This is a genomic window from Chryseobacterium sp. A301 (assembly GCF_054489425.1).
In genome coordinates this window covers 145059-169755 of the sequence record NZ_JBTMWY010000005.1, presented here as the reverse complement: position 1 = coordinate 169755, position 24697 = coordinate 145059, and the positions used below count along the sequence as shown (strand labels likewise).

22 protein-coding genes are annotated in these 24697 nt (G+C 38.6%); 10 read left to right on the top strand and 12 right to left on the bottom strand.

Annotation, left to right across the window (positions count from 1 at the left end; all coding sequences use genetic code 11):
* Positions 1–71: 71 nt before the first annotated feature.
* Both ACX3PU_RS09455 and ACX3PU_RS09450 read left to right on the top strand, forming a co-directional pair.
* Positions 72–875 carry an HTTM domain-containing protein gene (locus ACX3PU_RS09455; RefSeq protein WP_459084791.1) on the top strand — a complete coding sequence of 268 codons (804 nt, stop codon included), beginning with the start codon at positions 72–74 and terminating at the stop codon, positions 873–875.
* Entirely contained in the window at positions 847–2889 is a 2043-nt protein-coding gene (locus ACX3PU_RS09450; protein WP_459084790.1) for an outer membrane beta-barrel protein, read from the top strand. Before ACX3PU_RS09455 ends, ACX3PU_RS09450 begins: the two co-directional genes overlap by 29 nt.
* A gap of 109 nt (positions 2890–2998) precedes the next feature.
* Here the strand turns inward: ACX3PU_RS09450 and ACX3PU_RS09445 are convergent, their stop codons facing one another.
* From ACX3PU_RS09445 to ACX3PU_RS09435, 3 genes are all read right to left on the bottom strand, one after another.
* Positions 2999–3280 (bottom strand): hypothetical protein, encoded by a 282-nt coding sequence (locus ACX3PU_RS09445; RefSeq protein WP_459084789.1) that lies wholly within the window; start codon positions 3278–3280, stop codon positions 2999–3001.
* 70 nt (positions 3281–3350) lie between these two features.
* Complete coding sequence (locus tag ACX3PU_RS09440; protein ID WP_459084788.1) at positions 3351–4475, bottom strand: serine hydrolase domain-containing protein; 1125 nt, start codon at positions 4473–4475, stop codon at positions 3351–3353.
* A 151-nt stretch (positions 4476–4626) separates the two neighbouring features.
* Positions 4627–8007: a methylmalonyl-CoA mutase family protein gene (locus ACX3PU_RS09435; protein WP_459084787.1), complete on the bottom strand. Its 3381-nt coding sequence runs from the start codon at positions 8005–8007 to the stop codon at positions 4627–4629.
* Positions 8008–8149: 142 nt separating this feature from the next.
* Here ACX3PU_RS09435 and ACX3PU_RS09430 point away from each other — a divergent pair, with 142 nt between their 5' ends.
* From ACX3PU_RS09430 to rpsB, 4 genes are all read left to right on the top strand, one after another.
* Positions 8150–8482, top strand: coding sequence for a hypothetical protein (locus ACX3PU_RS09430; protein ID WP_459084786.1), 333 nt, complete (start codon positions 8150–8152; stop codon positions 8480–8482).
* A 229-nt stretch (positions 8483–8711) separates the two neighbouring features.
* Entirely contained in the window at positions 8712–9167 is a 456-nt protein-coding gene (gene rplM, locus ACX3PU_RS09425) for a 50S ribosomal protein L13 (protein ID WP_459084785.1), read from the top strand.
* A gap of 5 nt (positions 9168–9172) precedes the next feature.
* Entirely contained in the window at positions 9173–9559 is a 387-nt protein-coding gene (rpsI, locus tag ACX3PU_RS09420; protein ID WP_459084784.1) for a 30S ribosomal protein S9, read from the top strand.
* Positions 9560–9746: 187 nt separating this feature from the next.
* Positions 9747–10508, top strand: a complete 762-nt coding sequence (rpsB, locus tag ACX3PU_RS09415) for a 30S ribosomal protein S2 (protein WP_459084783.1) — start codon at positions 9747–9749, stop codon at positions 10506–10508.
* A gap of 148 nt (positions 10509–10656) precedes the next feature.
* Here rpsB and trmB read toward each other — a convergent pair whose 3' ends face one another.
* Both trmB and ACX3PU_RS09405 read right to left on the bottom strand, forming a co-directional pair.
* Complete coding sequence (gene trmB, locus ACX3PU_RS09410; RefSeq protein ID WP_459084782.1) at positions 10657–11337, bottom strand: tRNA (guanosine(46)-N7)-methyltransferase TrmB; 681 nt, start codon at positions 11335–11337, stop codon at positions 10657–10659.
* 21 nt (positions 11338–11358) lie between these two features.
* Positions 11359–12168: a hypothetical protein gene (locus tag ACX3PU_RS09405; protein WP_459084781.1), complete on the bottom strand. Its 810-nt coding sequence runs from the start codon at positions 12166–12168 to the stop codon at positions 11359–11361.
* Positions 12169–13403: 1235 nt separating this feature from the next.
* On the opposite strand from ACX3PU_RS09405, the gene ACX3PU_RS09400 reads away from it, so the two are divergent.
* Genes ACX3PU_RS09400 through ACX3PU_RS09390 form a run of 3 tightly spaced genes read left to right on the top strand, consistent with a single transcriptional unit; the run spans position 13404 to position 15008 of the window.
* Positions 13404–14078, top strand: a complete 675-nt coding sequence (locus ACX3PU_RS09400; RefSeq protein ID WP_459084780.1) for a hypothetical protein — start codon at positions 13404–13406, stop codon at positions 14076–14078.
* Positions 14079–14101: 23 nt separating this feature from the next.
* Complete coding sequence (locus ACX3PU_RS09395) at positions 14102–14284, top strand: hypothetical protein (RefSeq protein WP_459084779.1); 183 nt, start codon at positions 14102–14104, stop codon at positions 14282–14284.
* A 7-nt stretch (positions 14285–14291) separates the two neighbouring features.
* Positions 14292–15008 carry a GLPGLI family protein gene (locus tag ACX3PU_RS09390; protein WP_459084778.1) on the top strand — a complete coding sequence of 239 codons (717 nt, stop codon included), beginning with the start codon at positions 14292–14294 and terminating at the stop codon, positions 15006–15008.
* A 537-nt stretch (positions 15009–15545) separates the two neighbouring features.
* Here the strand turns inward: ACX3PU_RS09390 and tsf are convergent.
* The 3 genes from tsf to gltX form a co-directional block, all read right to left on the bottom strand.
* Positions 15546–16370, bottom strand: coding sequence for a translation elongation factor Ts (gene tsf, locus ACX3PU_RS09385; RefSeq protein WP_459084777.1), 825 nt, complete (start codon positions 16368–16370; stop codon positions 15546–15548).
* A 214-nt stretch (positions 16371–16584) separates the two neighbouring features.
* Positions 16585–17541: an acetyl-CoA carboxylase carboxyltransferase subunit alpha gene (locus ACX3PU_RS09380; RefSeq protein ID WP_459084776.1), complete on the bottom strand. Its 957-nt coding sequence runs from the start codon at positions 17539–17541 to the stop codon at positions 16585–16587.
* A gap of 50 nt (positions 17542–17591) precedes the next feature.
* Positions 17592–19100 carry a glutamate--tRNA ligase gene (gltX, locus tag ACX3PU_RS09375; protein ID WP_459084775.1) on the bottom strand — a complete coding sequence of 503 codons (1509 nt, stop codon included), beginning with the start codon at positions 19098–19100 and terminating at the stop codon, positions 17592–17594.
* Between the two features lie 81 nt (positions 19101–19181).
* On the opposite strand from gltX, the gene ACX3PU_RS09370 reads away from it, so the two are divergent.
* A complete protein-coding gene (locus tag ACX3PU_RS09370; protein ID WP_459084774.1) occupies positions 19182–20147 on the top strand; it encodes a glycosyl transferase family 90 in 966 nt (321 codons plus the stop codon).
* Here the strand turns inward: ACX3PU_RS09370 and ACX3PU_RS09365 are convergent.
* The 4 genes from ACX3PU_RS09365 to accC form a co-directional block, all read right to left on the bottom strand.
* Entirely contained in the window at positions 20093–21145 is a 1053-nt protein-coding gene (locus ACX3PU_RS09365; RefSeq protein ID WP_459084773.1) for a hypothetical protein, read from the bottom strand. The two genes, ACX3PU_RS09370 and ACX3PU_RS09365, sit on opposite strands and share 55 nt — an antisense overlap.
* Positions 21127–21888, bottom strand: a complete 762-nt coding sequence (locus ACX3PU_RS09360) for a glycosyltransferase family 2 protein (RefSeq protein WP_459084772.1) — start codon at positions 21886–21888, stop codon at positions 21127–21129. Before ACX3PU_RS09360 ends, ACX3PU_RS09365 begins: the two co-directional genes overlap by 19 nt.
* Before the next feature lie 9 nt (positions 21889–21897).
* Positions 21898–23151: an ornithine--oxo-acid transaminase gene (rocD, locus tag ACX3PU_RS09355; RefSeq protein ID WP_459084771.1), complete on the bottom strand. Its 1254-nt coding sequence runs from the start codon at positions 23149–23151 to the stop codon at positions 21898–21900.
* A 123-nt stretch (positions 23152–23274) separates the two neighbouring features.
* Positions 23275–24630: an acetyl-CoA carboxylase biotin carboxylase subunit gene (accC, locus tag ACX3PU_RS09350; RefSeq protein ID WP_459084770.1), complete on the bottom strand. Its 1356-nt coding sequence runs from the start codon at positions 24628–24630 to the stop codon at positions 23275–23277.
* Between the last annotated feature and the right edge of the window lie 67 nt (positions 24631–24697).

The following is a 24697-nucleotide window of genomic DNA, read 5'->3' as shown; positions in this document are numbered from 1 at the left end:
ACCAGTATTTCTTTGGTTCGATACATGCGGGCAGGGCGGTCGCCTTTTTTAGAATTTCAATAGGACTTCTGATGTTTCTTCATTTTTTGTCGATTCAAAAGGATTTTGATTTCTTGTATGGTGCGAATGCAATTGTCCCTGCAGATATTCAGACCGTTTATTTGCATAGTTTATATTTGTATGACGATATCATCGGGTGGCTGACTTTAATTGCCCCCGATGTACAAGGGGCTGTATTCTTATTTAAAGCTCTTTATTTTGCGGCATGTTTGTTCATTGTGCTAGGGTTTGGTTCCCGATTTTGGGCAATTGCACTCCTGATTTTACAGATTGGATTAGTGAAGTCGGCCTACTATTTTTCATACGGCGCAGATTATTTCACCTCCCTATCTCTTTTATATATTGTTTTGCATCCCTCAGATCGCACTTTTTCAGTTTCTGCTATGCTTTTTAAAAGGAAGCCTACTCAAGATTATCCATTTTTTGCATTGCAAAGGTTGCATCTCAATTTTATCTATTTCATTTCAGGAGTTGAGAAACTTTCTGGAGTGAATTGGAGAAATGGGGAATCGGTTTGGAAAGCGCTACATTTGCCCAATTTTAGCAATGATTTCAACTTAAATATCGATCAATTAGGAGCATTTCCTATCCTTTTTATAGTAGCAGGGTGGCTCACGATTCTAATTGAAATGCTATATCCTGTTTTTATGAACTTTAAGGTAAGCCGAGGCGTAGGATTGATTGCAATTATTGCTTTGCATTTAGGGATTGCCTTATTTTTAAATTTATATTTTTTTTCCGCGATTATGATCGTTTGGAACCTTACGATTTACTACATAGAAACGAATGATACTAAACTACCCATTGAATCTTAAATTTAACTTATTGCTGTTTGTAACCTTTTCTGCGGTGTGTTTCCATGCGCAACAAGCGGATTCTCTGCAAACGGCGAAAATTGAAGAGGTGAAACTTACAAAAAGTCGAGTTGTGCAAATTACTCAGAAGGAGGATCGCTATTCTGTTGAGGTACGTGGAACGGACTTTCAGGATCAAACCAATTCTTGGGAAGCTCTAAAAACGATATCTATTTTGCGTGTAGAAGATAATGAAGGAGTTTATCTATTTAACAAAACTATTCATCTTGAAATTAATGGAGTCCTTATGCAAATGAGTTCTGCGGACATAGAAGACTATTTAAAAAACATTGATCCAAAAGACGTTAAGACCATTGAAATTGTAAATGTTCCCAACGCTTCGTATGACTCCCGCATTCAAGCGGTGGTTAACGTCATTCTACATTCGAAGATAGACAATTACAAAATTGGAATTTCCTCGATCGCAGGGCTACGAGAGAAGGCATTCACAAACAACAGTATTTCTTCTAACGTTAATTATAAAAAAATAAGTGCATATGTTAGCTACGGTTTTGATTTTTATCAACCGGTCAAAACGTCGGACCTAGAATACAAGATTTTTCATTCTAATGTCCCTAGTTTTGAAAATGAACTTAATTCACAAAGCAATAGAATCCTTCGGGTGCATCAACTCATATCCAATTTTAGTTGGGATTTATCTCCGAAATCAAAATTGGTACTCATGCAGGATCTTAACTTTTCGAACTCTGAAAATAACATATTTATAGAGAATCCGCCACAGGCCTTGGATTTGGCCACGGATGCTCAAACGCTTAAGTTTTCACAGGTTTTCTACCATAAATTTAATAAGCGCAATGAACTGAAAGTGGGCGCACAACAAGCACTTCCTCAAACTGATTTCAAAAACAGTTCGATCGAACAACGCGTTGAAACGAAAGTACCCATATTTAATTACTTCGCTGATTACACCAATACAAACGCTCTTGGCAAAACGATGCTAGGGATGAAAGTAAATCATATTAAATCAGAGAGTTTGAATTTTAACCAAGGAGTTTTTAATCCATTCCAGTATATGGAACAAACGATCGCATCCTTTGTAAATCAGAATGTTCAACTTTCACCGAGTAAAACTTTATCCGCTGGAGTTCGATTTGAAAGTACATTGGCGGAAGCGTTTGATTCAAATTCTCATTTATTAAATCGAGAGTATAATCATCTGCTTTACAACGTTGCTCTCCATTCTTATCATATGGAGAGTAAGAAAGGGAGTACAATATCTTTTAAGAAAGCGATTCAGCGACCAAATTACAGTTATCTAAATCGTTTTGAGGTTCAAAACGATGTCATTGGTTTCGTAGGAGATCAGGATATTAGGCCCACAAAATATTACATGGCCGGATATGAATATTTTCACAACACTTTTTTCTTCTCTGCTCAAGCAATGTACATTGAAGATTTCTTATCTACTTTTTATTCTAGCGCCAACAATAATTTAGTAACCACGTATCAGAATTTCAATACATCATACGTGGGAACACTAACAGGGGGATACAGTATGAATATTCTACCGTATTGGAATTCGAAGTTAACGATGGAAGGTGTCTACTTTAAGCTTAAGGATGATGAATTTAAAGGAATAATTAAAAGCACTACGCCTCGTTTCACCCTTAATTATAATAATAAATTAAAATTGGGAAAGACCACGAGTTTTGATGCGAACTTCACATGGGTTTCCAACTATAATGATGGAGTGATAAACCATTTATCTACAAGCAAAATGAATTTTATACTGACTAAGCGATTTAAGAATTTTGATGCGATTCTTTACTGTTATGATGTTTTTAAAGGGATGGGAGAAAGAGAGATCGTAGACAATTCCTTATTCTATGTCCAATCCGATAGCTACAATGATAACCGAGTCCTAGGTCTTTCCCTGCGGTGGAATGTCGTATCTAATAAATTTAAGAGCCAACCTGTGGAAGAAATTTCCGATGAAACACTAGATCGACTATAAAAGTTGAGGTATCGAAATGCAAACTAATGCAACGAAATGAATTATGATTGCAACTCTGCGCTTAAAAAGAACCCCGTCTTCATAGATTTTTTGAAGTGATCTCGCTTCATTACTTGTACTTTTTAAGCAGCTCCACTATTTTCTGTTCATCCTCTTGATTCATAGAAGAAGAGGTTGAGGTGCTACTTACGCTGCTGAAAACTTTTGTTTTCACCTCGTTCTTTAAATATTTGAACCCATTGTGCTCTTCAATTGAGATGGATTTAAGCCCGTCGATCTGTTCTGAATTCATTTTTAACAAATTAGAAACCGATAGTAAACGATCGGATTTGGTGCTAACGGTGCACATAGCGAGAAGAGAAAGTAAGGAAATAGCAATGAATTTTTTCATGAAAATGTTTTTTTTAATTTGTGTGTGATTCATTAGTAAGAGTCTAATATAACTCTTTTTTTTATTTTTTTCAGTTATGGCCTCTGCTTTTTTTCATCTGTTCAAGGGCAAGTTCAATACGATCACTTTGTTTTTTAATTTCTTTATGGTACTCAAATATTGCCTGTTTACCTTGACGTTCATCGGCGTGATTGGAAAGGATAACGACTGAAGTTTGGGATTGAGGATAGTAGAGCAAGAGTGAAGCAGATCCTTTTACATACCCTGTGTGGAAATAGCTCTCGGGCTGTTTACGGGATTTCATGATTCCATAACCATAGTAAATTTCCCCTAAGATGGGATGTGTTGCCTTTGTCGTTGAGTTTTGCATACTTTCTACAGATGCTTGGCTCAAGAAAGTCCCGGAATAAAGAGCTTGATTCCATTTATGAAGGTCTTTCGCAGTAGATAGAATACCACCCGCCGCAAGACCAATCTGTTCATTTAAAAGTCTCTGTGGCATATGGGGAACGACCTGCGCAGAATTGTATTGGCCCGTATATGCAGACGCGAAATTTTTCGGTATAGAATGGGAGGCAGGGTAGGTGTTTTGAAGACCTATTTGTGCGAATAAGTGGGATTGCAACTCTTCTAGTTTTTGATTGGATACGGTTTCTAATAGCTTTCCAACAAAATTAATCCCCTTGTTAGAGTAATGGTATTGTTGACCGGGAATAGATACTAAATTAGGTGCGAAGTCAACGATTCCTGATGTGTGGTTTAGTAGTTGTGACACTTTGATTTGATTCCAACTCGGCTTTTTGAATTCGCTTAAGTAACTACTTACAGAATCTTCAAGATTTAGTTTTCCTTGGTCTACTAATTGGAGGGTTAACACGGCCGCAAACTGCTTGCTTACAGAAGCAATTGCGAATACAGAAGAATCCGAGATGGGGATTTTTTCTTTGAAATTTTCAAATCCTTTTGATTTTTGAAACAACAGTTCTCCATTTTGCATGATGGAAACGATACCATTAAAATCGCTTTTATTAAGAAGAGAATCCAGTTGGACCTCGTAAAGCGCACGCTGAAAATCGACTAGAGTATAGTCTTTCGGTTTTTGAGTGGGTTTAAGGTCGGGTTTCTTCGATTCACAAGCGCCAAGTGTCAGTAAAAGTACGACAAAGTAGACTGTGGACTTTTGAAATAGTTTCATTTGTGTTTACTTTCTTTAAATGTACTAAAAATACAGTGAATCGAATAGCGTGGAGGGTATAAAGAAGCATCGTTTAAAGGCATGAGCTCATTTTCAACTAAAAAAGCTACCCCGAAGGATAGCTTTTAAGATTAAATATGCGAGTCAGGATTTACATGTTTCGTCGGTATTTTCCACCCACTTCAAATAGAGCATTGGTGATTTGGCCTAGAGAGCAATATTTACCCGCTTCCATCATTACCTCGAAGAGGTTTTGTTGATTAATGGCGGCGGTTTGCAGTTTTTCCAACCATTCTCCGGATTGAGATTCATTGGATTTTTGGTAGACCTCCAAATTCCCAATTTGGTGCTGCTTCTCTTCTTCTGTGGATCGAATCACTTCTCTTGGGAGAATCGTAGGAGATCCGTCCTTACCTAAGAAGGTGTTTACGCCAATGAGTGGGTATTCTCCTGTGTGCTTTAACCATTCGTAATGCATGGATTCTTCTTGGATTTTGGAACGTTGGTACATGGTTTCCATGGCACCGAGCACTCCACCTCTTTCCGTAATGCGGTCGAATTCAAGATAGACGGCTTGCTCTACCAAATCAGTCAATTCTTCTATAATGAAAGATCCTTGTAGTGGGTTTTCATTTTTGGCAAGGCCTAGTTCCTTGTTAATGATTAGCTGGATGGCCATTGCTCGACGTACAGACTCCTCTGTAGGAGTTGTGATCGCTTCGTCGTAGGCATTGGTATGCAAAGAGTTGCAATTGTCATAGATCGCATAGAGGGCCTGCAAGGTCGTACGGATGTCGTTGAAATCAATTTCCTGGGCGTGCAAAGAACGACCCGAGGTTTGAATGTGGTATTTTAGCATTTGTGAACGCTCATCTGCACCGTATTTTAACTTCATTGCCTTAGACCAAATGCGTCTCGCAACCCTACCAATGACGGCATATTCAGGATCGATTCCGTTGGAAAAGAAGAACGATAAGTTCGGGGCAAAAGCGTTAATATCCATCCCTCTAGAGAGATAATATTCAACGTAGGTAAATCCATTAGCTAAGGTAAAAGCCAATTGCGAAATTGGATTGGCGCCAGCTTCTGCAATATGATACCCTGATATGGAAACCGAATAGAAATTTCTCACCTTTTCGGTAATGAAGTACTCTTGTACGTCTCCCATTAATCGAAGTGCGAACTCTGTAGAGAAAATACAAGTGTTTTGCGCTTGGTCTTCTTTAAGTATGTCGGCCTGTACGGTTCCACGTACTTGCGCAATGGTTTGCGCCTTAATTAGCTCGTACTGCGTTTTCTCTAGTACTTCGTCCCCGGTGAGACCGAGAAGTTTCAATCCGAGTCCATTGTTGCCCTTTGGAATCGGACCTTCGTACGCCGGTCTTTTTAGTCCTTGGTCATCGAATTTGGCTTTTAATTTCTGTTCGACTACATCCCAAAGCCCATTTTCCTCGATGTACTTTTCACAATTCTGATCAATTGCTGCGTTCATGAAGAACGATAACAACATCGGTGCAGGACCGTTGATTGTCATTGAGACTGACGTGAGAGAATCGACGAGGTCAAATCCTGAGTATAATTTTTTAGCATCGTCAAGAGTAGCAATCGATACCCCTGCATTACCGATCTTTCCGTAAATGTCGGGAGGTAAAGCGGGATCTTGCCCGTAAAGCGTTACCGAGTCAAATGCAGTGGAAAGCCTTTTCGCTGGCATTTCGGCAGAAACGTAATGGAACCTTCGGTTGGTTCTCTCTGGACCGCCTTCTCCTGCAAACATTCTTGTCGGGTCTTCTCCTGTTCTTTTGAAAGGATAGATTCCTGCTGTGAAAGGGAATTTTCCAGGGACGTTCTCTTTTCCTTTCCACCAGATAAGATCTCCCCAGTCCTTAAATTTAGGAAGTGCAATTTTAGGAATATCAAGTCCGGATAAACTTTTTGACTTCGTCTCCACAGTGATGCCTTTGCCTCTAACAAGGTAAGTAAATGAGTCTTGGTCCATTTCCTTCTTAAAGGTGTCCCAGTTCTCTAAAAAGTCGCTGTTTTCAGGAAGTAAATTCTTTCTTGTTTTGTCTTGAAACGTTTGTAGTTTTTCTTTGGTTTCTGCATCGTCTGCAAGTAAAGATTTGGTCTCTTCTAAAACGTAAAGGTTTTTGGCAATCTCGGCCTGTTCTTGTAATTCCTTTTCGTAGCGATCGTTGTTCTCCACGATTTCGGAAAGGTAACGTACACGGCTTGGAGGAATCACTACAGAGTCCTGTACGTGATTGTGTTCGATGTAAGGACTGAATGTAGTGTCGTGCTTTTGATAGAGTTCGTCAATTTTCAAATTAAGCTTTTCAATGATGTCATTAAAGAGCTGGGTGATCCCCCAATCATTGAATTGACTAGCTTTGGTAGCATACACAGGCATCTCATCCAATTGCTTGTCAAACAGCACGTGATTGCGTTGGTACTGTTTCCTGACCGCTTGCAAAGCATCTAGAGCTCCGCGCTTATCGGATTTGTTTAAAGCAATGAAATCCGCATAATCAAGCATATCTATTTTCTCCAACTGTGTTGAGGCTCCATATTCGGGAGTCATAACGTAGAGTGAAACGTCTGCAATTTCTGTAATTTCAGATCCGCTTTGTCCAATCCCAGAGGTTTCAAGAATAATTAAATCCGGTCCTGCTATTTTAAGAACATCAATGGCAGAGTGGATATAAGGAGAAACGGATACATTGTTCTCTCTTGTGGCCATGGAACGCATGTACACACGGGAATCGTGGATTGAATTCATACGGATTCGGTCTCCTAGTAGGGCGCCGCCCGTTTTCTTTTTGGATGGGTCCACGGAAATGATGGCTATCTTTTGCTCTGGATTCGCTCGTAAAAATCGTCTTACAATTTCATCGGTTAGGGACGATTTTCCAGCGCCTCCTGTTCCCGTAATTCCTAAAATGGGAACTTGACATGTTTTTGCTCTTTCTTTAAGTGCTGAAACGAGATCCGCTTTTTGGTCGGAAAAATTCTCGACTGCGGAAATCATGTGAGCGATGGATTTTGAATCTTCGAATTGAAGTGAGTCAAGGTCTTTGACCTCTACCGATTCGCCTGTGGGGAAATCCGATTTTGATACCAGGTCGTCTATCATTCCTTGCAGACCGAGTTCCCGTCCGTCGTCCGGAGAATAAATACGATCGATTCCGTAGTCTGCTAGGTCTTTGATTTCACTCGGAAGGATTACTCCTCCACCCCCGCCAAAAATTTTAACCTGGGGTGATCCTTTTTCACGAAGCAGGTCGTAAATGTATTTAAAATACTCGTTATGGCCTCCTTGGTAAGATGTAAGGGCGATCGCATTCGCGTCTTCTTGAATTGCCGTGCTTACGACCTCTTGCGCAGACTTGTCGTGTCCAAGGTGAATGACTTCGCATCCTGTGGCTTGGATCATTCGGCGCATAATATTAATCGCAGCGTCGTGCCCATCAAAGAGGGAGGCTGCGGTCACGATTCTAACTTTATTTTTCGGTTGGTATTGCTTGTTTTCCATATATAATCTAAACGATTTGTCAATGCTTCAAAGATATGAATTCAGGAGTAAAGCCGCAATTTCCAGTTTCTATAGGATTCAAAACTGAGAATTTGAGTTGGAGCCTGTAGTAGAATAGTATTATCTTTGTAAAAATAAATCTATGCGAAATACGATTGCATGCCTATTCATTGGTACTGTGGTAAGTTTTCTATTTAACTATTATTTACTAGGGAATACGGAATTTAGTATTGCACTGTACAATGCATTTGCATTTGGATTGGGTTGGGCTATGGCCTACTTTGTAGATCGTCCGAGTTGGCCACTCGCAAAAAAACTAGGACTTTCCCTTGTTGGGATTGTGCTCCTTGTTGCACTTGGATTTATATTCTTTGATTTTGAAATTGCGGTTCCATCCGTAATTAAATTTTCGACCGTCTTTGTTGCCTACTATTTAATTGCTAGTTTTCGACCGAGCAAGTCGCTACGAAACTAATTCTGGGCTCCAAAAGGTATAGAAAGGGTAAGATGCTGCCGAGTTTTTCTCCTCACTTTTGAATTGAGATGCGGTATAGTGCTCCTCAAGAGGGTTGAAATGACCTAGAGTCTTAAATTTCAAGTTATTTCTTGAAATGCATTCAATAAAATATTTCCAATTTTAAAAAAATAGTGTACCTTTGCACACCCGTAAAGGGATAAATATGTTTAATCGTAAACGAAAAAGTGTGAATACATTAAGTTACAAAACCGTTTCAGCTAATAAGGCTACCGCTAATAAAGAATGGGTTGTGGTAGACGCTGAAGGACAGCCGTTAGGAAGACTAGCTTCGACGGTTGCAAAGATTTTGAGAGGTAAGCACAAAACAAACTTTACTCCCCACGTTGATTGTGGAGATAACGTAATTGTTTTGAACGCTGGTAAAATTACCCTTTCAGGAAACAAGTGGGCTGATAAGACCTACATCTGGCATACAGGTTATCCAGGTGGACAAAAGTCGCAGACAGCTGAAGAGCTATTAAAGAAAGATCCAATGAAAGTTTTGGAGAAGTCCGTAAAAGGAATGCTTCCAAAAAACAAATTGGGTTCTGCTATTTACAAGAACCTTTATCTATATGAAGGGACTGAACATAAGCACGAAGCTCAACAGCCGAAAACTATTAATGTTAACGAATTTAAATAATTAATATGTCTACAGTTCATAAAATTGGAAGAAGAAAAACTTCAGTAGCTAGAGTTTATGTGAAACCAGGTTCTGGTAATTTCATCGTAAACGGAAAAGATGCTAAAGAATACTTCTCTACAGATGTTATGGTTTACAAAGTGAACCAACCGTTTTTACTTACCGAAACTGCAGGACAGTACGACGTTACTGTGAATGTATTTGGTGGAGGAAATACCGGTCAAGCGGAAGCTGTTCGTTTAGGTGTATCTAGAGCTCTTTGCGAAATTAACGCAGAGTTCAGACTTGCTCTTAAACCTCACGGTCTTCTTACTAGAGACGCAAGAATGGTCGAAAGAAAGAAACCAGGACAGAAGAAAGCAAGAAAGAGATTCCAATTCTCTAAACGTTAATTTTCAAGCCTTAGCCCTTTGGGATTTTCCAAGAAGCCCTTTTGGTTTCCAATGGAAGTTTCAGAACCTAAGCAATTTATTTATTATTAATAAATGCCCCGTTTAGTTTAGCACCCAAACTTCACTCCCATCTAAAGTGTTGTTGATTGCAAAATAGCGGAATGTAAACTAAAAATAAGAAAGCGACATGGCAAAAGCAAATGTTAAAGACCTTTTAGAGGCAGGTGTACATTTCGGTCACATGACCAGAAAATGGAATCCAAATATGGCTCCATACATTTTTATGGAGAAGAACGGTATTCACATCGTAGACTTACATAAAACAGCAGTGAAATTAGACGAGGCGTGTAGCGCTTTAGAAAAAATCACTTCTGCAGGTAAAAAAGTTCTTTTCGTAGCAACTAAAAAACAAGCGAAAGAAGTCGTTGCAAAACATGCGGCGGAACTTAATATGCCTTATATTACAGAAAGATGGCCTGGAGGAATGTTAACGAATTTCGTTACCATTAGAAAGGCTGTTAAAAAGATGAACCACATTGATAAAATGAAGAAAGACGGTACTTTCGAAACTTTATCTAAAAAAGAAAGACTTCAAGTCGATAGACAAAGAGCCAATTTAGAAAAGAACTTAGGTTCAATTTCTGATATGGTGAGACTACCTTCTGCAGTTTTTGTAGTGGACATCATGAGAGAGCACATTGCGGTAACAGAAGCTAAAAAATTAGGTATTCCTGTGTTTGGTATCGTAGATACAAACTCTGATCCTAGAAAAGTTGACTTCGTTATTCCTGGAAATGATGATGCTTCTAAATCTATTGATATGCTTTTATCAGTAGTTGCAGATTCAATCAAAGAAGGGCAATCTCAAAGAAAAGCAGAGAAAGAAAAATCAAAAGAAGAAGGCGCAAAGGTTTCTGCAGATGCAGACACTGACTTTGATGCAAAGTAAGAATTTGATTTTCTGAGTATACGAAACCGTCTCAATATTTTTGAGACGGTTTTTTATTTGTTGATTTTGTCTAGACATTCCCAAAATAGAAAACCGCCTCAAAATCCAATTGAGACGGCTTATTTTTCTTTAGTAGATAGAATTCGATCTAATGAATTTTAAATTTAATGTATGTAATGGTCTTTCCTTTGGCAGAAAATAACTGTTCGTAGTGAGTTTGGATTTCACGCAGTAAGGGCGTGTTGGGTTCGTATTCCGGTGCACCATAAATATCATGATGTGCGGTAAGGATTTCATGTCCTTGCCCCTGGAGTAGACCTAAAGTGTAGCCATGCAGAAATTCTGAATCGGTCTTCAAGTGCATGATACCGTCCTTCTTTAGAATTTTTTTGTAACGCTCCAAAAACTCAGGATGCGTCATGCGGTGCTTCGTTCTTCTGTATTTGATTTGAGGGTCTGGAAAAGTGATCCAGATTTCATCCACCTCATTTTGTTCGAAGAACCCATCAATAAGTTCAATTTGAGTTCTTAGAAAAACTGCGTTGGAGAGTCCAGTCTCGTATGCTTCCTTAGCACCAAACCAAAATCTAGCACCCTTAATATCGATTCCTATGAAGTTCTTATCTGGAAATGCCTTGGCTAGTCCTACGCTGTATTCACCTTTTCCGCAACCCAGCTCTAAAACGAGTGGATTGTCATTTTTGAAGACCTGCTCTCTCCATTTCCCTTTTAATTTATAGCCTTCTAGCGCTTCTTCTCTTGTGGGTTGGAATACATTTGGAAGAATTCTATTTTCGGCAAAACGTGCCTGTTTGTTTTTTTTACCCATGTTTTATTTTCGTATGCAAATTTAAGAAGATTGTGAAGATTTCTCATCAGTGAACTTCGATAAATTTGAATCTCTAAGCCTTTTCTGATAGATCGGCAGGTATTTTTCGATGTAGACTTTCGTGGATTCTAAATTGCCCGTCTCAATGAAAGGGATTAGATTGTCTGAGGAATAAACGAACTGAAGAAAATTATCAATCATGTTTGCAGGTATCTTCATCCGTGTAAAATAATCTTGACCCAGGTAGTTTTTGATGTCCTTAATTCCGGCCATCATTTTCTCGTAGTCATAGAGTCTTTGCTTTTTCTTACGATCCCCAGAGAAAAGCTCATAAACGCTTCCTAAATTGAAGGACAGTCCACCTCCTGAAAAACCTGCAATGGGATCGAGGGCAGGACCCTTTTGCGGTTTAGGGGTAGGGAGTCCTAGCATGTTTTGAATGGCCAATTTCTTTTCGCTCTCTTTTAAGCTAAGCACATCACGACGTAAGTTACCTGTAGGTTTCCAACCAATGACAACTTCTTGAATCGTATGGTACATGGGAGAGAGTTGTATGATATTTAATCCGGAACTCAAGGCGCGAGCATCCACGGTGATGTCTTTTCTTTCGGAGAGAATGGAAGTGAAACGAATTAAATCGCCAATTTTTGCCTCGATTTCAAATTCGCCGTTGTAATTGGAAAGTACCGAGTGTTGATCGTTTAGGTTCGTCACATACACTTGGTTTAAGTAGATCGCAGAGTTTTCCTGCATGAAGATCTGACCCTTGAACGTTTGCGCCTGCACCAAGGAAAAGGCAAATAGGAAAGAGAGAAGTAGGGTCTTGTACATTAGAACAGTTAGGGTTAATGGATGTCCTTTTAGATTGATTTTAAGCTCGAAAGTTAATTATAGAAACTCAAAAATTATCATTGTTGTCCGATAAAAGAGTAGCATAGTAATATTGGTCTAATCTATAGTAAGTTTGAATTACGACACACCAAAGTACTTTGGGTAAAATTACATATTTTTCGACAAAGTTAATTTTTTGACAGCTGAATTCTTTAATTGATATTTCAACATAGTAAGAAGATTAAAAAAATGCAATTCGGAGAGCTAAAAAATGAGATTAGGACTAAAGATTATCTGATAGACATGCTCTTCCGTTAATTTTCCTAAGGTCCTATCCACTGCAATGTCAGAGGTATTCTGCGATTAAACACAATAATCAAATGTAAATAAATCTTAGGGGTTCTATTAAGTGTTCAATTCTACTTCTCAAGGGTTCTAAACAATGACATACTAGAAATTCAAGACGAAAAAGAGGAACAAACCTTGAAATTAGTCTTCGAAATATGGTGTCGAATGACCGGTCCAGTAAAAGAAAAATTTGGCTAACTAACAAATTCGCTTGATATGATGGATAATATGATTACTATAAATTAAAAGATAAGTCACCAAATTAAATCTTCTTTAATTGCATCGAAATTTGACACTTAAATATAAAAAGCCATTAACTGATCATTGCGATTAGGCGTTAAGTTGCTATTTGATAGTCATGGGGAAATTGTATTGCGAAACTGAGCATTTTCATATGGTAGAGAATTGCTAAAATCAAATGCTGGATTTTCAGATTGATATTTTCATAAAGTTATTGATTTGTAAGTTTTCCGGACGTGACAGAATCAGTTCAAAGATGTTTCCTATTGAGTGAATGATCTATTTACGTATTAACCTAAAAAGCAACAAATATTATAAATTTATTATGCATCGCATATAATTAATCGTGAAATAGAACTGAAAGCATAAAATATTTTTCTAATTTTCCAATGTCAAAAGAATGTGGTATTTATTTAAAAAAACAAAATTGATTAAATTTAATTTAAAATAAAATCTTTATATTTGGATAAATTGTTAAAATATAGACATTATTGGTTAGTAGAAGCGATACGATAATTAAGTTAGAAAGATCAATCTTATTTATTGTAAGAAAAGATAGAATATTATTACACATTAACTTTAATCTCAGAGTTAAGATAAAGTTCCCGACATAACTCTTTAAAAATTGGGAGTAATCATGTCATATTATGAAAAGGTATTTTTATTTAGCAGTTGTTTGCGTTGTCACCTTTTTGAGCTCAGGTACCACAAGTACTGATGTTAAAGGTGAAAGGTCAATCTCCGAAACAGAATTAAATTCTAAATTTTCGACAGTAGACAATGAAGTTTCTTTGTTCAGAAGGTCGTCTGAATTTGTCACTTTAAAAAAATCTTTCAATTTAAAAGATGAAAATTTCAATTTTAGTGAAGTTAAGATGAATAACCACTTTAATGAAGAAAGTAAATTTTATACTATTGCTGTAGATGTTATGGGGAGAAAGGACTTAATGCATTTTATAAAGCTTCCAACCAATAATTATATGGTCGTTTATAATAAAATTAATGTAAATAAAGAAAGTTTAACGGGATATTCCGAACTCTACGATGAATCTAAAAATTTTTATATTGATTATAAAATTAAAAAAACACAAAACGGTTATGAAATGACTTTAAATGATGTTCTTACAAGTAAGAGATTAGGAATATTGAAAGCTGCAAATGTTGCTGCTGTTAGTTGTGTAGGTGAAACATATAAAAAAATGAAAGATGCATGTGATGCTGACGACGATTGCAAGCTTCTATGTGACGCTGCCGATATCTTTGCAGGTCAATGTACTGGAGCGATGATTGCCAGTGCTCTTTATATTTGCGCTACGAATTAATAAAACCACTTAAAACAAGACTTATGGATACATTATTTATGATATTTATTGGGTTAGGACTAATAATTTACGCTTGGGGATTCATTGCATTAGATTGGAAAGATAGAAATGCGACTTTATGGTTAATTGCAATCATTGCACTTCCTGTTATGGGTTCGCTGGCTTACCTTAGTTACAAACAAAGACGTAAATATCACAAAAGTTAATATAACAATGAGCTTATATAAAAATATAAAAATTATCATCTTATTTATTGGTATTTGCGTTAAAAGTCAACAAGTACAGGTTGAATATGTGCTAGAAGGTCTTGATATTAAAGATCCCACATTTAGTACTTTTAATCTAGATATTAAAGATAATTCATCTAAGTTCTATCCCATTTCTATGTGCGAGCCATTTGATGCAAATTCAGTTTATATGCAGGTGCATATGGAAGGGAATAAATTAACCATTCTTGATGGCACATCCCTTCCTTTAGAGGTTTCATTAAATTATGATTTTAAGTGGAGAATCTTAGATAATTCAAAAATTGAAAATAACTTAAAAGTACAGGAGGCTATTGGGGTTTTGAACGGTAAACAAATCAAAGCTTGGTTCACAAATGATATACCGCTAAATCAAGGTCCTTTTATATTTAATGGTCTTCCAGGTTTAATCACCGAAATTATAATCCCTGACAGAAATATTTCGTTCAAGTTTTCTTCAATTTCTGACGGGAATGAAAAATGTGATAAGTCTATTTATCAAACAGATAAACAAAGGAAGGAACTCACATTAAAACGGTACAAAGAAATATTCGATGGGATCAATTCTAATTATGATGCATTAATTAAAAAATTTGAAGAAATTGGGTTTGGAGCTGGCACGGCACCATTAAAGCAAAATTCCTCAGATATTAAAAAGTTCAATATGCTTCGTGAAATATTATGAGAGATTCAGATTGAAGCATTTTCAAGGTAGAGGAAACTTATATTTGAATAGGCCTTTGTAAATTTATTCGAAGAGGTGGAATTGAGCAACTTGATTTGAAATCGTTTATTAAAGAATTCAACAAATTGACGATGCCAACTCCTACCAAAAAATAACACTTAAGTATTTGGATTATGCTTATGTAGAAAATGCCTATTAAATACTATTGCATTTTCAAATTAGTTGGATTAGGAAGTCAAGTCTTAGATTCTTGCAAAATCCTGAAAAGGAATGGATTATTGACAAGACTAGAGGGGGACAATTTTGTCCTTGTGATGGTACCTTACTTCTGCGGTTTCAGCACAAGTGAAAAATTAAATTTTTTATTTTCAGATAGATATGACCTCATAAATCTAGATTTAATTTTTCGTTGGACAAGATGGGAAATTATCTACAATTGGTCCTTTCTTTTTTTTGCTATGCGTAGTATTCAAAGATAACAAAATAAAAACTCTGCCATTTTTGGCAGAGTTTTTATTTCTCGAAAATCTTCCGAATTTATCCTAATGCAATTCTTACAAATCCTAATACTTTTAGGTCTGCATTGATTGATTTTACATATGTGGCAACCGATTGGCTTCCGTCTTTGATATACGCTTGGTGAACAAGAGTATTGTCTTTGTAGAATCTCTGCATTTTACCTTTAAGAATATTGTCGATAATGTTTTCAGGTTTTCCTTCTTTCACAAGAAGTTCTCTTTCAATCTCTAATTCTTTTTCGATGGTATCTTGAGATACTTTTGTTTCGTCAAGTGCAATTGGGTTCATTGCAGCTACTTGCATAGAAACGGATTTCGCAACTTCTGCAGCTCCTTCTACATTCGCAGATAGAGAAGTGATCGCAGCGATTTTGTTTCCAGCGTGGATATAAGCTCCTAAGAATGGTCCTTCAATTCTTTCGAATGCACCAATTTCAATTTTTTCTCCGATGACACCGGTTTGTTCGATCAATTTGTCAGCAACGGTTAAACCATTGAATTCAGAGGCTAAGAATTCTTCTTTTGTAGAATAGAAGATTGCTTGTTCTGCTAATTCATTTGCTAGCAAGATGAACGCTTCGTTTTTAGCAACGAAATCGGTTTCGCAATTCAATGAAATGATAGCACCAAGTGTTGCATCTTCGTTTACTTTAGCGATTACTGCACCTTCAGTAGACTCTCTGTCTGCTCTGTTTGCAGCTACTTTTTGTCCTTTTTTTCTTAAGATATCAATTGCCTTATCGAAGTCGCCTTCTGCTTCCACTAAAGCTTTTTTGCAATCCATCATTCCGGCACCGGTGGTGTTTCTTAATTTTGCTACGTCTGCAGCTACTGGTGTGTACATATGTTTACGGTTTTATTTTAAAAAATAAGTAAAATAGAGCTCTGTTTTAGAGCGTTGCAAAGATAAGAAATTATCTGCAAAAAATATAGGCGCGTATGGGGTTAATTTCAAGGTGTTAAAAAGTTGTTTTTTTGATTTTGTAGAGCGCCCGGCCAAGAAAAAGACAAAGCCGAAGATTTCTTCGGCTTTGAACATTTTGTTTATTTATTGAACGCTATCCCTTCCATTCTCCCATTTCTACGAACTTGTCTTGTCTTTGGTTCACAAGCTCTTTCGGAGTCATGTGTTTGTAGAAAGCAAGGTTTTCAAGAACAGAGGATTTTAAATTTTGGTAAGCCATTTTTGGGTCGTATTGCGCTCCCCCTAAAGGTTCTTCTACAATTCCATCAATGATTTTGTTTTTGAGCATATCTTTTGGAGTCAGCTTTAAAGCATTGGCCGCATCTTCTTTGTGCTCCCAATTTCTCCATAGGATAGAAGAGCAACTTTCCGGTGCGATAACTGAGTACCATGTATACTGTAACATAAACACTTTATTGCCCACTCCAATTCCTAAGGCTCCACCACTCGCACCTTCGCCAATGACATACGTGAGAATAGGCGTTTTAAGTTGAACCATTTCGTAAATATTCTTTGCGATCGCTTCTCCTTGTCCTCTTTCTTCCGCTTCTAGTCCAGGATAGGCTCCGGGCGTGTCAAGTAGAGTGATGACAGGAATGTTAAACTTCTCAGCTAGCTTCATTAAACGAAGTGCTTTGCGGTATCCTTCTGGATTGGGCATTCCGAAACGTCTTTGTTGACGTTCTTTGGTGGTGCGTCCCTTTTGGGTACCGATAATCATTACACTCTTGCCGTCAATCTTGGCGAGTCCACCCACCATAGCGAGGTCGTCTGCATACCCGCGGTCCCCGTGAAGTTCTAGAAAAGATCCTTCGTCTACAATTCCATTTATAAAGTCAAGTGAATAGGGGCGGTCTGGATGCCTAGATAGCTGTACCGTCTGCCACGGCGTTAGATTCTCGTAAATGTCTTTCTTTTTAGCAAGGATTTTTTCCTCGATTTGGCCACAAGCGACCTGAACATCTACACCGCTTTCTTCCCCTAAAAGGGCGCAAGCTTGGTATTGATCCATCAGTTCTTTTATAGGCTGTTCAAATTCTAAATATTCCATTTAAGTTGTACTCAATTTATCGTCAAATGTAAGAATTAATGCGGACTTTTCTATAGGGTATCGCAAGCATGCTGGATTCGAGCTCTGGTTTCTGCCTTCCCTAGGATCTCCATGATGTCTGGAACGTCGGGTCCTTTTAATTCACCCACAAGTGCCAAACGAAGTGGCATCATGAGTTTGCCCATGCCCACTTGCTGGGTTTCCGCGTAGGAATGCAATGCGACACTCAGGCTTTGGGAATCAAATTCAAGTCCCTCAAGTTCCTGGTGTAGTCCGCTAAGCAAAGTACGGCTTTGTTCGCCCCAAGCTTTTTTGCGTGCCTTTTCTTGGTATTCTGTAGGTTTTTCAAAAAAGAACTGACCGTTATAATAGATGTCTTTCACAAACGTCGCTCTCTCTCGCATAAGGTTAATTATTTTAAGAAGCTTATCATCTGGAAGTTCACTTTCATTGACTTCAGGTAGTGCCTTTAAGTAGGTAAGGATTTCTAACTCTGATTTGATCTGTAGATATTGATGGTTAAACCATTCTGCTTTTTCTTTGCTAAAACGTGCTCCTGCTTTGTGGACTTTTTCAAGATCAAATTCTTGGACAAGATCCTCTAAGGATAGTATCTCTTTATCATCGGCTGCAGACCATCCCAGCAGAGCAAGAAAATTGATAAAGGATTCGGGGAAATACCCTTCTTCACGGTAGCCTTTTGAGACCACACCGGTGGTGGGGTCCTTGAAGTCCATAGGGAAGACCGGGAATCCAAATTTATCTCCATCTCTCTTGCTAAGTTTTCCTTTGCCTTCTGGCTTTAGGATGAGAGATAGATGGGCGAATTTGGGCGCTTCCCAATTCATGGCTTCGTAGAGTAGGGTGTGGAGTCCTAAAGAGGGCAGCCATTCTTCTCCTCGAATTACGTGCGATATTTTCATTTCATGATCGTCAATAATATTTGCGAAGTGGTACGTGGGCATTCCATCGTTCTTCACAAGTACTTTGTCGTCCAATGTGTTTGTGTTGACCGCAAATCGACCTCGAATCATATCGTCTAGTTGCAAGATTCGGTCAACAGGCATTTTAAATCGAACGACATACGGAGTGTTTTGATCCAAAAGAGCTTGAACCTCCGTTTCAGAAAGCGAAAGAGAATTCTTCAGTCGCGTTCTTGTAAAGTAATCGTAAGCGAAGACTTCCCCTCGACTTTCGTATTCACTACGAACGGCATCGAGTTCTTCTGGCGTGTCGAAAGCGATGTATGCGTAATCTGTTTTCAGAATTTCAGCGGTGTATTTATCGTATATTTCTCTACGTTCGCTTTGTCGGTAAGGACCATAAGGACCTCCGTGTTTTGGGCTTTCGTCTGGGATTAGACCGCACCATTCTAAGGCCTCGAGAATGTACTGCTCGGCACCGGGTACATAGCGAGTCGTATCTGTGTCTTCAATTCGAAGAACAAAATCGCCTCCCATTTTTTTCGCAAACAGGTAATCGTATAAAGCCGTTCGTACACCTCCTAAATGTAGCGGGCCTGTGGGACTTGGTGCAAATCGCACTCTTACTTTATTCATGAGAAATAATGTTAAGTTGCAAATTTACTAATTTAAGCTTGTAAAAAATTAGGTAGCTTTGCACAATTTCAATTTTTGCACATGAAAATTCGCAAACAAAATAAATTTTTGTTTTACGTTAGGGGGTTTGTAACCGATCGTTTGCCCACTAGGACGGCAAGTGCTAAAATTTCAGGTCTTAAATTTGGCTTTTCTGAGAGCCAGCTTGCCACCATAGAGGAAAGGGTTGCGTATTACAATCGTATCGATAAGCCAAAGACGATTGAAGGGAAAACCCAGGTAAGAGATTTGTTGAAACCAAGAACCCCAAAGTCGTATTTTTTTGACACGTATCGCTATGCGCGATATTTTGGACTGGATCGGTTTATCGATTATGTGTTTGGAGATGTCATTGCAGTGCCTAATACACCCTCTGTGGTCAAGAGCCGACCCATCCAAGGGAACAATCAAAACAGTGTTCTTTTAAAGCTAAATCGAGCTAGGCACTTTATTCATGTGGAGAATGACAAGCCTTTTCTTGAGAAAAAGGATCTTCTCATCGGAAGATGCGCAATCTTCCAAGAGCATCGCTATGCATTTTTTAAGAAGTACTTTGCTCATCCTTTAACGGATTTAAGACAAGTGAATGGGAATGGAGGAAATCCGAATTGGGTAGGACCTAAAATTTCGATTAAAGACCATCTGGATTTTAAATTCATTCTTAGTCTAGAAGGGAATGATGTGGCAACCAATTTAAAATGGATCATGTCGTCAAATTCAATTGCGGTGATGCCTAGGCCCAAATACGAAACATGGTTTATGGAGGGCAAATTAATTGGGGGCGTGCATTATATTGAGATAAAAGACGATTATTCCGATTTAATTGAGAAGCTCACGTATTACATTGAAAATCCAGCGGAGTGCCTGCAGATCATAGAGAAAGCCCAGTTGCACAGTGCTCAATTCCAGAATTCTAAAAGTGAAGATTTGTGTAATCTTTTGGTTTTGCAGCGTTATTTTGAACGATGCTCGCCCAAGTCTAAAACAGGAAGTTTAATCGCCTCATAAGGAGGGAGCTCAAGAATGTAATGAATCCAGTTGGTGAAACTGTATTTTTGCTTTAGAGAAGAATCTAGGGTACGGTAAGGTCTTTTTAAAAACTCTTCCAGACCCTCAAAATTGGAATGCTCTTCCCAAACAAATAAATTGTCGGGATGATAAAATTCGTATTTTTTGATCTCAGCATTATTCGTAATTAGTTTTTTCTCGTGGCCAATGGCTTCAAAAGTTCGGAAAGAAAGCCCGTCATGTCTCCCGTTTACGAAGTCAATTAGAACGCCGGCCTTCTTTACATTTTCCAGATTTTGATCAAAGCTTATAAAGGAATCTATAAACAGAGCGCCACAGTGTTTGTATTGCTGCACAACGGAACTGTTTTTAGTCAGAAGGTGGATTTTGGGAACAAATTCCGCGGACAGGATTCGTTCGATGATTTTCTCGATCGGATCCATTCTGTTTTTGAAATAACTTCCTACAAAATAAACCACCTTAGGATCTGCTTCTCCTTGGAAAGGGGAGTGGTAATCAAAATAAAAATTGGTTGTAGGAAGTACATTCTTTGTTTTTAATAGGTCTGCAGGATCAAAAACAAAAAACCGATCGAATAGGGGAATGTATCGCTTTACTTGGGGAAACAAATCAATGCCATCCCATTGGTAAGCGCACGTGGTTATGCAATGCGTTAAAGTCCATTTTAAAAACCCGATTGGAAAACAGTCAGGACGAATAAAAAGTGCAAAATCAGCTTTTTGCGGCAGATTGCTAATTTCTGTTTCAAACTTCGTTTCGAAAGGTTTAAACCTTAATCTGTTTTTGTAATCCCGGTCTTGAAATAAGGTCTTACGAATAAAATTAGTAAGTTTTTGAATCTTGCTTTTGTAGGTGAACTCCTGAGGAAAAGAAATATCGATCACCTTAAACCCTAAATAGTCTAAGTTCTTTTTGATTTCGTTACTTACATTGTAAGCAGTGGGGGCACCGAAAATGATTACTTTTTGTTTTTCCATTCTTCTCGAAGGGCTTCGTAAGTTTGATAGACGTATTTACTTTGTAGCTGTGCGATTTTTAGACCTATTTTCCCGTCCAGGAATCCTAATTTTAGAACATAGGTTTTAAAAAACCGAAAAGCAGTTTTGATCCCTTGTGTAAATGGATTGTATCGCTTTTGTTTTTGAAAAAGTTCTTTTCCTTTCAACTGCCCGTAATGGGCCATTTTAGCTTTGTAGGATTTTAGATCCCGTACAGAGTAATGCAGAAGTTTGTTGCGTAATACTCCGATCTCACCTTCTACATGAAGGGTTTCATGAACTAATTTTTCTGAAATGTAATGGCATTTGGATTTGCGGAACAATCGAAAATTCTTATCCTTTTGAGTGCCCGAATACCGAATAGGTTTGTTTTCAAAGAAAAACAATCGATAAAAATAATAGGCGTCTTTTCGATTTGGGCTTTGAAGTGTGTCTAGAATTTCAGCGCGTAAATTGGGTGCAATACGCTCGTCTGCATCGAGGAATAAGACCCAATCGTGCTTTGCCTCTGATAGGGCAAAATTACGTTGAGAAGAAAAATCTTGAAAGCAATGGCTAATCACCCTCGTTTTTGGGTGCTCCTTAGCGAATTGCACTGTTTTGTCAGAGCTGAAAGAATCAATGACCAAAATTTCATCGCATAAATCAAAAGAGTTTAAAACTTCTTTGATATTGTCTTCTTCGTTAAAGGTAATGATGAGGCCACTGATTTTTTCGCTCATTTTTAAATATTATGCTTTGAATTCGCGCACCGTCTTTTTAAGGATTTCCATGCATTCATCCAATTGTTTCTCTGTAATTACCAAAGGAGGTGCCAAACGGATGATGTTCCCGTGAGTAGGCTTTGCGAGTAGTCCATTTTCCTTCAGGGCTACACATAAATCCCATGCGGTGGAAGAGTCGGGAGTATCGTTGATCAATATGGCATTTAAGAGCCCTTTGCCCCTTACGGCGGTAAGCAAATTAGACTCCTCAACTAGTTTTTGAATTTCTGCTCTAAAATAGTCTCCTAAACTTTGCGCTCTCTCGGAAAGTTTTTCGTCTATAACCACCTCAAGTGCTGCTACCGCTACGGCGCAGGCAATTGGATTTCCTCCAAAGGTGCTTCCATGCTGTCCTGGATTGATTACTTCCATAATGGGATTATCAGCAAGTACAGCGGAAACTGGGTACATTCCGCCAGAAAGTGCCTTTCCTAAAACAAGGATGTCCGGTTGAACGTCCTCGTGATGGCAAGCAATTAGTTTCCCGGTTCTAGCAATACCCGTTTGGACTTCGTCTGCGATAAAAAGTACGTGGTGTTTTTTACAAAGTTCCGAAACAGCTTTTAAATATCCGTCTTTTGGCACATAAACTCCGGCTTCTCCTTGGATAGGTTCTACTAGAAAGGCGGCAATAGAATCACCCTGCTCGGAGAGCACTTTTTCCAAAGCCTCGATATTGTCGTAGGGTATCTTGAGAAATCCAGGTGTGAATGGACCGTAATTCGTGAAGGCATCTGGGTCGTTTGAAAACGAAACAATGGTTGTGGTGCGTCCATGGAAGTTGTTTTCACAAACCACGATTTTCGCTTGGTTTGGACTGATTCCTTTTTTCTCGTAAGCCCATTTCCTAGCTATTTTTACGGCCGTTTCCACGGCTTCTGCTCCGGAATTCATTGGGAGCACTTTGTCGTATCCAAATAGAGAGGTAATTGTTTTTTCATATGGACCCAGTTGATCGTTATAGAAAGCGCGAGAAGTAAGGGCAAGAGTTTGCGCCTGGTCTACTAGGGCTTTTACGATTTTAGGATGGGAGTGCCCTTGATTTACGGCAGAGTAAGCAGAGAGAAAATCGTAATATTTCTTTCCTTCTACATCCCAGACATACGGACCTTCCCCTTTTTCAAGAACCACCGGCAGGGGATGGTAATTGTGAGCACCGTATTGGTTTTCAAGATCGATGTAATACTGTGAATTCTTTTTTGAAGAAGTGTTTTGGGCCATGTGGTTCTATTTTTACAGATTATTTTTTATTGAATAGTAAACAAAAGGCCGGCTTCCTAAAAGGGATTGCCGGCCTATGTTCTAAAGTATGGAATGAAATTGCTTTGGGTTCACAGGGAACTCTTATTGCATTTCGTATTCTTTGCTCATCACAAAGGATTCCATGAATTTAGTGGTGTATTCGCCAGCTAAAAATGCAGGATCGTCCATAAGTTGACGATGGAAAGGGATGGTGGTTTTAATTCCTTCAATGTAAAACTCATCCAATGCACGCTTCATTTTAGCAATCGCTTCCTCTCGGGTTTGTGCGGTTGTAATAAGCTTTGCAATCATGGAATCGTAATTCGAAGGGATAGAGTAGCCTGAATACACATGTGTATCCATTCTTACTCCATGTCCACCTGGAATGTTTAGGCCCTTGATTTTCCCTGGACTTGGTCTGAATTCGTTATATGGATCTTCTGCGTTGATACGGCATTCGATGGAATGCAATTTTGGGAAGTGATTTTTCCCTTGGATTGGTGTTCCTGCCGCAAGTAAAATCTGTTCCTTAATCAAATCGTAATCAATTACTTGTTCCGTAATGGGATGTTCCACTTGGATACGCGTATTCATTTCCATGAAATAGAAATTTCTATGCTTATCAACCAGGAATTCAATCGTTCCCACTCCTTCATACGCAATGAATTCTGCAGCTTTAACGGCCGCATCTCCCATTTTGTTTCGCAATTCATCGGTCATAAAAGGAGAAGGCGTTTCTTCTACCAATTTTTGATTTCTTCTCTGAATAGAGCAGTCTCTTTCCGAAAGGTGACACGCTTTTCCGTATTGATCGCCCGCAATTTGAATTTCAATATGTCTTGGCTCTTCAATGAGTTTCTCCATGTACATTCCTCCGTTGCCAAAGGCGGCAACCGCTTCTTGAATTGCAGATTCCCAATGTTCTTTTAGGTCCTCCTCTTTCCATACTGCGCGCATTCCTTTTCCTCCACCGCCGGCAGTCGCTTTAATCATGACAGGATAGCCAGTCTCTTTTGCAATTCGAACGGCATCCTCGTAGGAATCAATTAGTCCGTCAGATCCAGGAACACAAGGAACCCCTGCTGCTTTCATGGTTGCTTTCGCATTTGCTTTGTCTCCCATCCTTTCAATTTGCTCTGGAGTCGCACCAATAAACTTGATGTTGTTTTTAGCGCAAATACGTGAGAAGTTAGCGTTTTCAGAAAGGAACCCATACCCAGGATGGATTGCATCGGCATTGGTGATTTCCGCTGCTGCAATAATATTGGGGATCTTCAAGTAGGAATCCTTGCTCATTGCAGGTCCGATGCAAACCGCTTCGTCCGCAAATCGTACATGCAAACTGTCTTTGTCTGCCGTGGAATAAACGGCGACCGTTTTGATTCCCATTTCTTTGCAAGTCCGAAGGATGCGCATGGCAATTTCTCCTCGGTTTGCGATAAGTATTTTTTTGAACATCTTTTTTGAATAATTTAAGTTAGTAATTTTCGATCTTTTTTAATTTCGATCGATAAAGTCTAAATGA

Coding starts and splice junctions, on each gene's coding strand:
- ACX3PU_RS09380 (WP_459084776.1), bottom strand. CDS start 17,541: ATGGAATATTTAGAATTTGAACAGCCTATAAAAGAACTGATGGATCAA.
- ACX3PU_RS09455 (WP_459084791.1), top strand. CDS start 72: ATGTTTCTTCATTTTTTGTCGATTCAAAAGGATTTTGATTTCTTGTAT.
- rpsI (WP_459084784.1), top strand. CDS start 9,173: ATGTCTACAGTTCATAAAATTGGAAGAAGAAAAACTTCAGTAGCTAGA.
- trmB (WP_459084782.1), bottom strand. CDS start 11,337: ATGGGTAAAAAAAACAAACAGGCACGTTTTGCCGAAAATAGAATTCTT.
- accC (WP_459084770.1), bottom strand. CDS start 24,630: ATGTTCAAAAAAATACTTATCGCAAACCGAGGAGAAATTGCCATGCGC.
- rocD (WP_459084771.1), bottom strand. CDS start 23,151: ATGGCCCAAAACACTTCTTCAAAAAAGAATTCACAGTATTACATCGAT.
- ACX3PU_RS09440 (WP_459084788.1), bottom strand. CDS start 4,475: ATGAAACTATTTCAAAAGTCCACAGTCTACTTTGTCGTACTTTTACTG.
- ACX3PU_RS09390 (WP_459084778.1), top strand. CDS start 14,292: ATGAGCTTATATAAAAATATAAAAATTATCATCTTATTTATTGGTATT.
- ACX3PU_RS09435 (WP_459084787.1), bottom strand. CDS start 8,007: ATGGAAAACAAGCAATACCAACCGAAAAATAAAGTTAGAATCGTGACC.
- ACX3PU_RS09400 (WP_459084780.1), top strand. CDS start 13,404: ATGAAAAGGTATTTTTATTTAGCAGTTGTTTGCGTTGTCACCTTTTTG.
- gltX (WP_459084775.1), bottom strand. CDS start 19,100: ATGAATAAAGTAAGAGTGCGATTTGCACCAAGTCCCACAGGCCCGCTA.
- ACX3PU_RS09405 (WP_459084781.1), bottom strand. CDS start 12,168: ATGTACAAGACCCTACTTCTCTCTTTCCTATTTGCCTTTTCCTTGGTG.
- tsf (WP_459084777.1), bottom strand. CDS start 16,370: ATGTACACACCAGTAGCTGCAGACGTAGCAAAATTAAGAAACACCACC.
- ACX3PU_RS09395 (WP_459084779.1), top strand. CDS start 14,102: ATGGATACATTATTTATGATATTTATTGGGTTAGGACTAATAATTTAC.
- rpsB (WP_459084783.1), top strand. CDS start 9,747: ATGGCAAAAGCAAATGTTAAAGACCTTTTAGAGGCAGGTGTACATTTC.
- ACX3PU_RS09445 (WP_459084789.1), bottom strand. CDS start 3,280: ATGAAAAAATTCATTGCTATTTCCTTACTTTCTCTTCTCGCTATGTGC.
- ACX3PU_RS09450 (WP_459084790.1), top strand. CDS start 847: ATGATACTAAACTACCCATTGAATCTTAAATTTAACTTATTGCTGTTT.
- ACX3PU_RS09430 (WP_459084786.1), top strand. CDS start 8,150: ATGCGAAATACGATTGCATGCCTATTCATTGGTACTGTGGTAAGTTTT.
- ACX3PU_RS09360 (WP_459084772.1), bottom strand. CDS start 21,888: ATGAGCGAAAAAATCAGTGGCCTCATCATTACCTTTAACGAAGAAGAC.
- ACX3PU_RS09370 (WP_459084774.1), top strand. CDS start 19,182: ATGAAAATTCGCAAACAAAATAAATTTTTGTTTTACGTTAGGGGGTTT.
- ACX3PU_RS09365 (WP_459084773.1), bottom strand. CDS start 21,145: ATGGAAAAACAAAAAGTAATCATTTTCGGTGCCCCCACTGCTTACAAT.